The organism is Collinsella aerofaciens, assembly GCF_901212495.1.
Classification (GTDB): domain Bacteria; phylum Actinomycetota; class Coriobacteriia; order Coriobacteriales; family Coriobacteriaceae; genus Collinsella; species Collinsella aerofaciens_H.
On record NZ_CAAKNY010000068.1, the window covers coordinates 20,552 to 33,809 of the forward strand.

The 13,258-nt window shown below is 59.7% G+C and carries 8 protein-coding genes and 1 tRNA gene; 5 read left to right on the forward strand and 4 right to left on the reverse strand.

All coding sequences use genetic code 11. The features are described 5' to 3' along the window. Positions 1-98: 98 nt before the first annotated feature. The 4 genes from loaP to SFLMC1_RS07750 all read right to left on the reverse strand — a co-directional run bounded on the left by loaP (position 99) and on the right by SFLMC1_RS07750 (position 3,204). Positions 99-644, reverse strand: coding sequence for an antiterminator LoaP (gene loaP, locus SFLMC1_RS07735; RefSeq protein ID WP_226814292.1), 546 nt, complete (start codon positions 642-644; stop codon positions 99-101). A 987-nt stretch (positions 645-1,631) separates the two neighbouring features. Further along, positions 1,632-1,707, reverse strand: a tRNA-Ala gene (locus SFLMC1_RS07740). Between the two features lie 156 nt (positions 1,708-1,863). Continuing rightward, positions 1,864-2,505, reverse strand: coding sequence for a thiamine diphosphokinase (locus SFLMC1_RS07745; protein ID WP_154063924.1), 642 nt, complete (start codon positions 2,503-2,505; stop codon positions 1,864-1,866). 9 nt (positions 2,506-2,514) lie between these two features. Further along, the gene (locus tag SFLMC1_RS07750) at positions 2,515-3,204 is read right to left on the reverse strand and encodes an HAD family hydrolase (RefSeq protein ID WP_152074649.1); all 690 of its coding nucleotides are present in this window, start codon (positions 3,202-3,204) and stop codon (positions 2,515-2,517) included. Between the two features lie 453 nt (positions 3,205-3,657). On the opposite strand from SFLMC1_RS07750, the gene glgB reads away from it, so the two are divergent. The 5 genes from glgB to glgA all read left to right on the forward strand — a co-directional run bounded on the left by glgB (position 3,658) and on the right by glgA (position 13,158). Next, a complete protein-coding gene (glgB, locus tag SFLMC1_RS07755; protein WP_373422694.1) occupies positions 3,658-5,817 on the forward strand; it encodes a 1,4-alpha-glucan branching protein GlgB in 2,160 nt (719 codons plus the stop codon). Positions 5,818-5,911: 94 nt separating this feature from the next. Beyond that, the gene (locus SFLMC1_RS07760) at positions 5,912-8,338 is read left to right on the forward strand and encodes a glycogen/starch/alpha-glucan phosphorylase (protein WP_152074647.1); all 2,427 of its coding nucleotides are present in this window, start codon (positions 5,912-5,914) and stop codon (positions 8,336-8,338) included. Between the two features lie 106 nt (positions 8,339-8,444). Then, the gene (locus tag SFLMC1_RS07765) at positions 8,445-9,593 is read left to right on the forward strand and encodes a glucose-1-phosphate adenylyltransferase (RefSeq protein ID WP_152074646.1); all 1,149 of its coding nucleotides are present in this window, start codon (positions 8,445-8,447) and stop codon (positions 9,591-9,593) included. A gap of 4 nt (positions 9,594-9,597) precedes the next feature. Then, positions 9,598-10,725, forward strand: coding sequence for a glucose-1-phosphate adenylyltransferase subunit GlgD (gene glgD / locus SFLMC1_RS07770; RefSeq protein ID WP_152074645.1), 1,128 nt, complete (start codon positions 9,598-9,600; stop codon positions 10,723-10,725). Positions 10,726-10,815: 90 nt separating this feature from the next. Beyond that, positions 10,816-13,158 (forward strand): glycogen synthase GlgA, encoded by a 2,343-nt coding sequence (gene glgA / locus SFLMC1_RS07775; protein ID WP_187323909.1) that lies wholly within the window; start codon positions 10,816-10,818, stop codon positions 13,156-13,158. Positions 13,159-13,258 lie beyond the last annotated feature (100 nt).

The following is a 13,258-nucleotide window of genomic DNA, read 5'->3' on the forward strand; positions in this document are numbered from 1 at the left end:
GCATCCGTTGTATATTGAGTTTTATCCGACACGTTCTCTTCCAACACTTCGTCCCCGGGTCGGGGATCCTCCCTGTTCTGAGTAGCGACCGTCTGCAGCTAGGCAATCGCCTTTTTAAGGTTGCGCATGACGCGCTGCTCGGCCGAAAGCACGGCAAGGCCAACGCGCGTAGTTACGCGTCGGCCGCACAGGTCGAGCTCCAAATAAGCAGTGCTCTTGCGTCTGTTAATGGTTTTGATAAGGCCTTCGTGGCCCAGCAGCGGACCTGCCGTCACTACGACCTGGTCACCGTCTTTTAATGCCTCGCTCATGGGTACTACGCGGTCTCCCCTATGCGTAAAGCCGCCAATAAGCTGGACCTCTTCTTTTGCCAGCGGCACAAACTGACCGTCCTGGGATAGCACCCGGGCAAAGTCGTCCATGCGCAGCAGATACTGTTGCACGGTGCGGGGATCTGCCGTATCGCAGATCAGATAACCGGGAAAGAGTGGCTTGGTCGTGTTGACCCATTCGCCGCGTACTTTGATCTCGGTTAAAAATTGGGGATAAAAAAGCTCCTGCATGACACCAGCCGGCACCACGCGCTCGATGCGCTCGCGCATTACGTCTTCGCGACCGTTAATGACCTGGATCACATACCACACGAGCACCACCCCCTTGCTGGCTTACGTATGGCTCGCGGGGGTTGGGTATGGCTTCGCCAGGGCGCTCGTGCGCGAAGGCGCTCCATATTCAAACCCTGAGCCCAGTTAGACAAGCACGTGGCTCTGCCCCACCGTGAACGGTATGTATAAGTGCAGTTGCTCGAGACGCGGACGTGTATCGCAAAAATGACCGCGTCCCCAGCTAGCTGCGTGCGGCCCAGTCAAGCGGGTACAAAACTGGACTGCACGCAAACAGCTGTAGGACTGCTGCGATTTGTCATAAAATATCGATTCGAAAGAATTGCTTGCACGTAGACAAGAACAAGTCATTCGATGAGATACGCATGACGACGCTATTGGAGCTCGTGGTTTTCTGGCACCGCCGTTACGGCCGGATGCTGATCGACCCTGCGCTTTGCGTCTTGCTGGAGCCGTGAGCACAGTTGAACCCATGTAACGTTCTGTATCCTAGCACAGCAGGTGGCCCAAACGTTTTAGGGTGTGTTGAGCAACACATTGTTGATTTGCCGCTGTTATGGGGGATATTGTGCCGTCTTGCACACATTACCGCAGGTTAATGGGGGCACATGGGTTGGCGTACGCTGCCTGAGATGCAAGGCTGACGGCGCGAGTTGTAAGAAGAATTACGTTTGGCTAACAAACTATGTACACAAAACTTGCGGGTTATTGCGCAACTTTTTCGGGTGCCGGCTTGAGCGTCGCATCGCGAAGGCGCTCATCGCACAATAGGCGCGCCTGGCTACAGAGTCAACGCATTTTGAGGCGGTTAATTGGACAACTTTTGGGATGCAGCAAGATATGGGCGTAAAGTTTATCGGGCGAGGTTGACGATCCCGTCTCCCAGTGCGAGGTTCACCGAATTAAGCGACGATGATTCAGTTGTCGCAAAATTTGAGACAACTGCTGCTGACGGCATAATATTGAAAATGAAAAAGGCCACTCGATTGAGTGGCCTTGCATTCACGATGGTGGAGACGAGGGGGATCGAACCCCTGACCTCTTGACTGCCAGTCAAGCGCTCTCCCAGCTGAGCTACGCCCCCGTGACGAGGAGATACTATAGGGGAATGTTTTGCTTGATGCAAGAGGTTTTTGTTGAAACTTTTTCTTACGGGTTTTCCTGGGACGGGGCGGAAATAATCACTCTTCGAGCGATTATTTCCATCCACCGTCCCGATAAAACCCTGATGCGATAGCCCTTACTTGTAGAGGTAGGCGATTACGGTTCCTTGGTGGACTTGGATCTTGGCCGTTTTCCTGACGACATTAGAGATGCCCGTGTCGGCCAACAGGCCCAGGGGGCTATGGTCTAGCTCCCACTCTAGGCCGTATTCGCTTATCTCTGTGTTGGGAGCGATGGCGATGATGGAAAAGGTTTTGCCCTCGGCGCCCCCGATGGTCCAGGTCTCGTCCTGGTGCAGGATTCTGGCCGTCACTTCGTCTTCTTCGATCCAGACGGGGGCGTCCACATAGCCTGCCAGTAACCCTAACACAGACAGGGCCATGTCCGGGCGGCCGCCGGTGGCGCAGGTTGCTACCACTTCGGCACCCGGCCAACGGCGGCGAACGGAATCGAGTGCCAATGCCAGATCGGTATAGTCCTTGTAGGGGTTGTGACGCTCCACCTCAAAGGCTTCGGCGGCATCGACCAGAGCGCGTCCTGCGTCGCTTACGGTGTCGGCGTCGCCCACGTAGACGTCGCAGCCCAGCCCGGCGCCCAGCAGCGCGTCGAGCCCGCGGTCCACGGCGACGATGCGGTCGCACTCCCCCGCCAGCTGGCGCAGCAGATCCGGGCTCCCCCCCACCGGCGAGCCGCAAACCACTAATACTTTGCAAGCCACGGCCCTCGCCTAGCCCTCAAACGAAAGTAATCGGGCCAGTTCCAGGTCCTCATAGCTGTCGATAAAGATATCGCAGTTGGCGCGGACCTCATCGCGCTGCATGCGGCCATGCGGGTCATAGATGCCCACGCGCTTAAAGCCTGCAGTGCCGGAGCTCTTAAGTCCAAAGACGGCGTCCTCAAACACCCACGCGCGCTCAAACTGGTGCCCGTGGCGCACCTCCAGGCGGCGCAACGCCAGCTCGTACACATCGGGGAATTGCTTGGAGCGTCCCGCCTCGCCCGTCGTGGTAATAAACTCCATGTACGCGTCGAGCCCGGCACCAGCGAGCGCGGACTGCACCAGTTCGGCCGGCGTAGACGTGGCAACGCACATGGCAATACCGGCTTCCTTCGCCTGCTCCAAAAATGTCAGGAGCCCCTCGCGCGGCGGCACCTTGGAGTACCCATCAATCAAAATATCGCCAAGCTCGCGATACAGCTCCTCGCCATTCGTGCCAATGCCCCACGTGTCGTGGTAGGCCTGGCACTCGTCCTCCAGCGAAAGATGCTCAAACTGGGCAAAATCGTCGACCGTTGCATCAATGCCATGACGGTGCAATAACTCGGGCTGCGCATAGCCCCAGACAGGGGTGCTATTAACCAGCGTGCCGTCGCAATCGAAAATAAAAGCAACACTTGGGGCAGCAATGTTGTCCATAACCGAGCCTTTCGATGTCAAATGGTAAACAAGCTGCTAAAAACGTTTTACCAAACGTCTGACTAACAATTTGAAACCCTAATTGGTAAAAACTGTCAAGAGTTTTACCACGGCAATTCTGCCAATGGCATAAACACGGCGCTTACCGATTAAACGCCCCCGAAAATCCACTTTCGTCCATAAAACTAACGTACAGGTGTTATCGTAGTTTTTGCCGAAAGTTCCACCGAGCACGCGAGGTGGAACGAATCACTGAAACTTCGCATCCCTTCGATTCGTGCAGCCTTGGACCTTTGGCATCTAGTCACCAAGGCAACATGCTGCCGCGTCATGATGGGATCAAACGTGAGCGATACCAAGCTAAAGCCAGTAACCAAAAAGCCCGCCACCCGTAAAGCCGCCCCGCACGCACCGGAGCTCTCCAAGGACGATGTCTACCTGTTTGGCATTGGAATGTGGGAGCGCAGCTGGGAAAAGATGGGTGCTCACCCCGACACGCAGAACCGTACGCGTGGCTGGCGCTTTTGCGTTTGGGCGCCCGACGTAAAGAGCGTCCACGTCATTGGCGAATTTAACGACTGGGATGAGCAAGCCAACCCGCTGGTTCCCGTGCGTACGAGCGCTATTTGGGAAGGCTTTGTTCCTGGTGCCGAGCAGGGCCAGCTCTATAAGTACCTTATCGAGACCAACGAGGGCGAAAAGCTCTACAAGGCCGATCCGTACGCCTTTAAGGCCGAGTGCCCTCCGGGAACGGCAAGCGTATTGTGGACCATCGACGACTACCAGTGGAACGACGCCGCATGGCTCAAGCGCCGTGCCGGCCACAACCACATGTCGCAGCCGCTTAACATCTACGAGGTGCATATTGGCTCGTGGAAGCGCCACGGCGACGCGCCGCAGGGCGAGCCCGACGAGTTCGGCAACTACCCCGGCCCCATGGACCCCTTCCCCGCGCAGCGCGGCGAGTTTTACACCTACGACGACCTGTCGGTGGAGCTCGTGGACTACGTGCGCGACATGGGGTACACGCATATCGAGGTCATGCCGCTTATGGAGCATCCCTTCGACGGCTCCTGGGGCTACCAGACAACCGGCTACTTTGCCGCCACGTCGCGTTACGGTAACCCGCAGCAGCTCATGCACTTTATCGATGCGTGCCACGAGGCGGGCATCGGTGTGATCATGGACTGGGTGCCCGGCGGTTTTTGCGCCGACGACCACGGACTTGCCACCTTTAACGGCCACATGCTGTTCGAACACGAGATTCACCCCAACTGGGGCACGCACAAGTTTGACTTCGCCCGCGGCGAGGTTCGCTCCTTCCTGGTCTCCAACGTGCTGTACTGGCTCGAGAACTTCCACGTGGACGGCATTCGCATGGACGGCGTTTCCAGCATGCTGTACCTCAACTTTGGCATCGACGATCCAGGCCAAAAGAAGTTCAACAAGTACGGTACCGAGGAGGATCTGGACGCCAGCACGTTTATCCGTCAGGTCAACTGCGCCGTGGAGGCCCACTTCCCCGACGTGATGATGATGGCCGAGGAGTCCACCGCGTGGCCGCTCGTGACCTATCCGCCGCAGGACGGAGGCCTGGGCTTCCACTACAAGTGGGACATGGGCTGGATGAACGACACCCTGCACTACATGCAGACCGATTTTCCGTGGCGCCCCGGAAACCACGGCCTGCTCACGTTCTCCATCATGTACGCCTTCACCGAGAACTTCATTTGCCCGCTGAGCCACGACGAGGTCGTGCACGGCAAGTGCTCGCTGATCGGACGCATGCCGGGCGACTGGTGGCGCCAGTTTGCAGGTCTGCGCACGCTGGCCTTCTACCAGATGACGCACCCCGGCGCCAAGCTCAACTTTATGGGCAACGAGATCGGCCAGTTTATTGAGTGGCGCTACTACGAGTCCATCCAGTGGTTCCTGACCGAGCAGTACGAGACCCACAAGCATCATCAGGCGTTCATCAAGGCGCTCAACCACCTATACACCGCCGAGCCCGCCCTGTACGAGCGCGGCTACACCGATGACGGCTTTACCTGGATCGATGCGGACAACTCCAAGCAGTCCATCGTGAGCTTTGTGCGCCAGGGCGAGGACATCGACGACGACCTGGTGATCCTGATCAACTTTGATCCGGCAAGCTACGAGAGCTTCCGTGTGGGCGTGCCGCGCGAGGGTGACTGGGAGGTCATCTTTGACTCCGACCGTCCCGAGTTTGGCGGCAGCGGCTATGCCGGCGAGGAGCCCTACACCTGCTCGAGCGAGCCCTATCCCTGGAACGGGCAGATGGACTCCATTGAGATTAAGGTGCCCGGCCTGGCTGGCGTGGTGCTTAAGCGCCGCGGTCCCAGCAGCTACAAGCCGCCAGTGGTTGAGGAGCCCAAGGCTGCATCCAAAAAGCGTACGTCCTCGGTGAAGCCCAAGCCCAACCCCGCAGCCGCCAAGAATACTCCGGTCAAGGCGAAGTCCACAACCGCGACCAAGGCCAAGGCCGCAGCAAAGCCAGCAGCTAAGGCTAGCGCGACCAAGAAGCCGGCTGCCAAAAAGGCCGCTACCAAGGCCAAGTCTGCTTCTGTTAAGTCGTCTGCCAAGAATGCGTAACAAAGCCGTTACCGCTGCATTAACCCACCCCGCCGGGGCGTAGGATACAAGTCATAGCCGTTCCGGGAGAAACATCCCCGGGGGAAAGGAACGTATGAATACGATCTTCGACAACAAGCAGGAGTTTACCGAGCTCTATCGCGATGCCGTCATGAGCATCAGCGGCAAGAGCGTCGAGGCAGCCAGCGACCTCGACCGCTTTAACGCCCTGGCCAAGCTCGTGGCCGCGAAGGCCCGCACCGTAGCCACCAAGAGCGACGCCCGCGTGGTGTCCGAGGGCAAAAAGCGCGTGTACTACTTCTCGATCGAGTTTTTGATCGGCCGCCTGCTCGACAACTACCTGCTCAACTTTGGCGTGCGCGACATGGTCGCCGAGGCGCTCGACGACATGGGCTTCGACCTTTCCGTCATCGAGAACCAGGAGCCCGATCCGGCTCTGGGCAACGGAGGTCTGGGCCGTCTGGCAGCCTGCTTCCTGGATTCCATGGCAGCCGAGGGCATCGCCGGCTACGGCAACGGCATGCGCTACCGCTACGGCCTGTTTAAGCAGGAGATCGTCAACGGTAGCCAGGTCGAGACCACCGACGAGTGGCTCACCCACGGCTATCCCTGGGAGGTCCGTCGTCAGGACAAGGCCGTGACCATCAAGTTTGGTGGCCATGTTGAGGGCTTTGAGGAGAACGGCCGCACGTTCTACCGCACGGTGGACACGCAAGACATCCTGGCCGTCCCTTATGACATCCCCGTGGTGGGCTATGCCGGAGAGACCGTCAACAAGCTGCGCGTCTGGGCTGCCGAGCCGGTCGAAGAGCACTTTGACCTGGAGGCCTTCAACCGCGGTGACTATGCCCTGGCCGACGCCGAGCGCGCCGAGGCCGAGGCAATCAGTGCCATCCTCTACCCCAACGACGCCGGCGAGCACGGCCGTCTACTGCGCCTGAAGCAGGAGTACCTGTTTGTCTCGGCCGGCATCTACAGCCTGCTCGACACCTTTGAGAAGGAGCACGGCGAGAACTGGGAGCTGCTGCCGCAGTTTGTGGCCATCCACACCAACGACACCCACCCCGCCATGTGCGGCCCCGAGCTCATGCGCATCCTGATCGACGAGAAGAAGCTCGAGTGGGACGACGCCTGGAACATCGTGACGCAGGTCGTGAGCTACACCAACCACACCATCCTGCCCGAGGCTCTGGAGAAGTGGCCCATCGGCACGTTCTCCAAGCTCCTCCCCCGCGTGTACCAGATCATCGACGAGATCAGCCGTCGTTGGCACGAGTCGTTCGACACCACGCAGGAGGGCTGGCAGGAGCGTCTGCGCCAGACCGCCATTCTGTGGGACGGCGAGATTCGCATGGCCAACCTGTCTGTGATCTGCAGCCATAGCGTCAACGGCGTGGCAAAGATCCACTCCGACATCATCAAGAACATTGTGCTCAAGGACTTCTATGCCCTGACGCCCGAGAAGTTCAACAACAAGACCAACGGCATCTCGCACCGTCGCTTCTTTGCCGAGGCAAACCCCACCTACGCCAAGCTCGTCACCGATGCCATTGGCGACGGCTGGCTCAAGGACGCCTTTGAGCTTGAGAAGCTTAAAAGTTTCCAAAACGACACCGAGTTCCTGAAGGCCGTGGGCGCCTCCAAGCGCGCCAACAAGGAGCGCCTTGCCGCCTACGTTAAGGCCGAGACCGGTCTGGTCATCGATCCCAACACCGTCTTCGATGTTCAGGTTAAGCGCTTCCATGCCTACAAGCGCCAGCTCATGAACATCATGAAGGTGATGGACATCTACAACCGTCGCATCGCCGATCCCAACTTCCACGTGACGCCGACGACCTTCATCTTTAGCGGCAAGGCTGCCTCGAGCTACACCTTCGCCAAGGAGACCATCCGCCTCATTAACTCCGTGGCCGAGGTCATCAATAACGATGCCCGCGTCAACGAGGTCATGAAGGTCTGCTTTATCCCCAACTTCCGCGTGAGCAACGCCCAGCTCATCTACCCCGCCGCCGAGATCTCGGAACAGATCTCCACGGCCGGCAAGGAGGCCTCGGGCACGTCCAACATGAAGCTCATGATGAACGGCGCCATTACGCTTGGCACCCTCGACGGCGCCAACATCGAGATCGCCGACCTGGCCGGCCGCGAGAACGAGGCCATCTTTGGCCTGACCGCTCCCGAGGTCGAGCAGCTCTGGGCATCCAACAGCTACTTTGCGTGGGATACCCTCAACGGCGACCGCGAGCGCCTGGGCCGCGTGATGGACGAGCTCAAGGACAACACCTTTGCGGGTCTTTCGGGCAACTTCGAGAGCATCTACAACGAGCTCATGAATAACAACGACCCCGACCTGGTCATGGCAGACTTCCGCAGCTACGTGGATGCGTGGGAGGCGCTCACCGGCAGCTATGGAGACCAGGAGACCTGGAACCGCAAGGCGCTGCTCAACACCGCCTCCTCCGGCTGGTTCTCGAGCGACCGCACCATTCGCGAGTACCGAGACGAGATCTGGCACGCGTAAAGGCGCGCGAGTTCCCTTTGCCGCACGGTATTACTCGACGGGCGCGACCGAGCGCCGCGCCCGTCGCTAACGGGTTTAGATATATCGATGACAGAAGGAGAAATCGATGAGTAAGAAAGAATGCATCGCGATGCTCCTCGCAGGAGGACAGGGCAGCCGATTGGGGGCACTGACCCAAAAGATCGCCAAGCCGGCGGTTAGCTTTGGTGGCAAGTTCCGCATTATCGACTTTTCGCTCTCCAACTGCTCCAACTCGGGCATCGACACGGTGGGCGTTCTGACGCAGTACCGTCCCTACCTGTTGCATGCCTACGTGGGCTCCGGCGAGGCGTGGGATCTGGACAGCCGTGACGGCGGGGTGTCGATCCTTCCGCCGTACGAGACGCAGACCGGCGGCGCCTGGTATGCGGGCACGGCCGACGCCATTACGCAGAACCTCGACTACATCAAGGCCAACGACCCCAAGTACGTCCTGATTCTTTCGGGCGATCACCTGTATCGCATGGACTACCGCAAGATGCTCAAGACGCACATTGAGAACAACGCCGACCTCACGGTGAGCGTTATGCCCGTGCCGTGGGAGGAGGCCAGCCGCTTTGGCATCCTGACCACCGACCCCGATGACGGCCGCATCACCAAGTTTACCGAGAAGCCCGAGAAGCCCGATTCGAACCTCGCGTCCATGGGCATCTACATCTTTTCGGCCGACGTGCTGATCGAGGCGCTCGAGGAGGACGCTCTGGACCAGCGCTCGAGCCACGACTTTGGCAAGGACATCATCCCCAAGCTGCTCGGCGAGGACAAACGCCTGTACAGCTACGAGTTCCACGGCTTTTGGAAGGACGTCGGCACCATCGCCAGCTTCCACGAGACCTCGATGGACCTGCTGGGCAACAACCCCGAGTTCGATCTGTTTGACAAGAACTTCCCCATCATGTCCAACATCACCACGCGTCCGCCGCACTACATTGGTCCGGACGGCCGCCTGGATGACTGCCTGGTCTCCAACGGCTGCAAGATCTACGGCACCGCTCGCCACTCGATCCTTTCGACCGATGTCATCATCGAGGAGCGCGCCGTGGTCGAGGACTCCGTGCTGCTGCCGGGTGCGCACGTTAAGAGCGGCGCGCACATCTGCCGCGCCATTTTGGGCGAGAACTCCACGGTCGAAGAGGGCGTGAAGCTCGGCTCTGTCGATACCACCAAGGATACGGCCGTCATCGGAAATGACGTCGTTATCGGGAAGGGGGAATGATCCGATGATCAATCGCAAGGCCATCGGTTATATCACCGCTAACTACTCCTCGACCTACGGCAGCGTGCTGCTCAAGGACCGTCCCATCGCGTCCGTCCCGTTTTTGGGCCGCTACCGCCTGATCGACTTTCCGCTGTCCAACATGATGAATGCCGGCATCAAGACCGTCGGCGTTGTCATGCCGGGTAACTACCGCTCGCTGATCGACCACGTGGGCTCGGGCAAGGACTGGGGTCTGGACCGCAAGAAGGGCGGCCTGTTCCTGGTACCGGGTAACGCCTATGGCACCACCAAGGGCGGCATGCGCTTTTTGCTGCGCGACATCATCTCCAACAAGACGCTGTTCCAGCGCTCGGACAAGCCCTATGTCGTGATGATGGGCACCAACATCATCTTTAACATGGACCTCAACACCATCATCGAGGCGCACGAGAACTCCGGTGCCCAGATGACCGTGGTGTACTCCAAGGCTACGCGCAACATCGATGACGAGACCAAACTCGAGATTAACGAGAACGGCCGCCTGACGGGCGTGAGCGCCGGCGTCGTGTACGGCGACAACTCCTCTATGGACTGCTGCATCGTCAACCGCCAGACGCTGCTCGAGATTATCGATCACTACCAGGCCGCCGACTATCTGGACCTGCTCGAGGCACTCCAGGGCGACTTTGGCAACATCGACGTGTGCAGCTACGAGTACAAGGGCGAGGTCGTAGGCGTGTTTAGCGAGAAGTCGCTGTATCGCCGCAGCATGGACTTGCTCGACCAGACCGTGTCCGACAAGCTCTTTGATCCCGAGCGCCCGATCCTGACCAAGGCCCACGACGTGCCGCCTTCGCGCTATGCGACCGGCAGCCACGCGTGCAACTCGATCATCTCGGCCGGCTGCATCATCAAGGGCACCGTGCGCAACTCGATCCTATCACGCGGCGTTGTGGTTGAGGAAGGTGCTTCGGTGACCAACTCGATCATCAACCAGAGCTGCATCATCAAGAGCGGCGCACGCGTCGAGAACGCCATCCTAGACAAGAACAACGTGGTCCCCACCAACACCGAGCTTCGCGGCACGCCCGAGAACATCCTGGTGCTGGGCAAGGCCCCGTTAACATCTGATACCACCATCGCACGTTAACGTTGGCACCGCAACATCGCTCGTAACATGTAGAATAGCCGCCCGGTTTGTGCCAGGCGGCTATTCTCGAATTGCAACATGGGAGACAATATGGCAGATTCCAGCAAAAAGATGCAGATCGTGTTTGCCTCGGCCGAGTGCGCACCGTTTGTAAAGACCGGTGGCCTGGGCGACGTGGCAGGCTCGCTGCCTGCGGCGCTTGTGCGCGCCGGCGCCGAGGTCATCGTGATGGTGCCCAAGTACGCCACCATCAAGGACGAGTACAAGTCGCAGATGAAGCACTTCTCCGACTTTTACGTGAGCCTGGGCTGGCGCAGCGAGTACTGCGGGCTCGAGAAGCTCGAGCACGACGGCGTCACGTACATGTTCATCGACAATGAGCGCTACTTTGCACGCGACTATCCGTACGGTTTCTTTGACGACGGCGAGCGATTTGCGTTCTTCTCCAAGGCCATCACCGAGAGCCTGCAGCACCTGCCCGAGGGCTTTGAGTGCGACATCCTGCACTGCAACGACTGGCAGACGGCACTGGCTCCCGTATTCTTGCGCGAGTTCTACCAGGGCCTGCCGCTGTACGACCGCGTCAAGACCGTGTTCTCGATCCATAACGTGGCGTTCCAGGGCCAGTTTAGCGACACCGTGATGGAGGACATCCTGGGCGTGGCGCACATTCCGGCGGCCGCCTCGCAGCTGCGTTGCGACGCCTGCAGTATCAACTACATGCTGGGCGCGCTGCGCTATGCCGATGCCATCACCACGGTGAGCCCCACCTATGCCAGCGAGATCCAGACGCCAGAGTTTGGCGAGGGCCTGGACGGCGTGCTGCGCGAGCGATCCTATGCGCTGCAGGGCATTTTGAACGGTATTGACGTGGCGGGCTTTGACCCGGCGACCGACAAGCGCATTGCCGCCAACTACACCGTCGAGGACCGTTCTGGCAAGGCCGTGTGCAAGGCCAAGCTGCAGGAAGAGCTGGGGCTCGAGGTGCGCGACGACCGTCCGCTCATGGTGATGGTCACGCGCCTGACGCGCCAGAAGGGCATGGACCTGGTCATGTACGCGCTCGACCGTATTTTGGCCGGCGGCGTGCAGGTAGCGGTGCTGGGCACCGGCGACCGCGACTACGAGGACGGCCTGCGCTACTTCCAGGACAAGTACCCCGGTACCATGGCCGCACGCATTGAGTTCGATCCTGCGCTGTCGCAGCGTATGTATGCCGCCGCCGATATGTTCCTGATGCCTTCGAAGTTTGAGCCCTGTGGCCTTTCACAGATTATCGCCATGCGCTACGGCACCCTGCCCATCGTGCGCGAGACCGGTGGTCTGAAGGACACGGTGATCCCGTATAACGAGTTTACCGGCGAGGGCACGGGATTCTCGTTTAGTAACTTTAACGGCGACGAGATGGGCGACGCCGTGTTCCGCGCGGCGCGCCTGTTCTGGGACAACCGCGATGTCTGGAACCAACTGGTCACGCAGGCAATGAGCCAGGACTTTAGCTGGACGCGCTCGGCCGACAAGTATCTGGACCTGTATTTCTTTATGCATCCGGAGATTGAGCGCCCGGCAGCGGTTGCCGACGAGCCCGTGATTATGGCTGAAAAGGCGGAGGCCGAGCCCGAGGTTGTGGCCAAGCCCGAGCCCAAGGCCGAGCCGGTTGTTGAGGCGCCCGCTGCTGCTGAGGAGCCCAAGGCTGAGGAGAAACCGGTTGAGGCTAAATCTGAGGTGAAGGTTGAAGCAGCTCCCGAGGCCGAGGAGAAGCCGGCTGCGAAGCCTGCCGCCAAGAAAACCACGACGCGCAAGACGACGGCCAGGAAGGCTACGACAACCAAGGCCGCTGCCACCAAGACTGCCGCAGCAAAGACGACTGCTGCCAAGGCAACGACGACGCGCAAGCGCACGACCGCCGCTGCCAAGAAGGCCGCCGAGGTCGAGGTAAAGGCCGAGACCGCCGAGGCCCAGCCGGCCGCTAAGGCTCCGGCCAAGACTGCAGCCAAGAAGACGACGGCAGCCAAGAGGGCTACAGCTACGAAAGCGACGGCTGCCAAGGCCACTGCAACGAAGGCTGCCCCCAAGGCGGCCGCCAAGGTCGAGGAGACGCCTGCCGAGCCCAAGGCCGAGGCAACCGTCGAGGCCAAGCCCGCCGCCAAGACCACCACGCGTAAGCGCACCACGGCAACCAAGAAGACAACGGCAAAGGCCGCAACTCCCAAGGCAGAGACTAAGCCCGCTGCTGCTAAAGAGGAGCCCAAAGCCGAGGTAAAGGCCAAGCCGGCGCCGAAGGCCGCTGAGGTCAAGGCCGCCCCGAAGGCAGACGCTAAGCCCGAGCCTGCCAAGGAGACCCCGGCCTCCCCCGCCGCTCAGGTCGAGAAAAAGGCCCCGTCCAAGAAGACGTCCGTCCGCAAGGCAATGGCCACCCGCAGGCGCCGCTAGCCCACAGACGATCAAAACCTCATCAAACCCTAGGCAAGGGGCGCTCCAAGGGGCGCCCCTTGCCAGTAGTTTTTTGGGACATGCCTTAAAATCTACCTTT

Coding starts and splice junctions, on each gene's coding strand:
- SFLMC1_RS07750 (WP_152074649.1), bottom strand. CDS start 3,204: ATGGACAACATTGCTGCCCCAAGTGTTGCTTTTATTTTCGATTGCGAC.
- glgB (WP_373422694.1), top strand. CDS start 3,658: ATGTGGGAGCGCAGCTGGGAAAAGATGGGTGCTCACCCCGACACGCAG.
- SFLMC1_RS07760 (WP_152074647.1), top strand. CDS start 5,912: ATGAATACGATCTTCGACAACAAGCAGGAGTTTACCGAGCTCTATCGC.
- SFLMC1_RS07765 (WP_152074646.1), top strand. CDS start 8,445: ATGAGTAAGAAAGAATGCATCGCGATGCTCCTCGCAGGAGGACAGGGC.
- glgD (WP_152074645.1), top strand. CDS start 9,598: ATGATCAATCGCAAGGCCATCGGTTATATCACCGCTAACTACTCCTCG.
- glgA (WP_187323909.1), top strand. CDS start 10,816: ATGGCAGATTCCAGCAAAAAGATGCAGATCGTGTTTGCCTCGGCCGAG.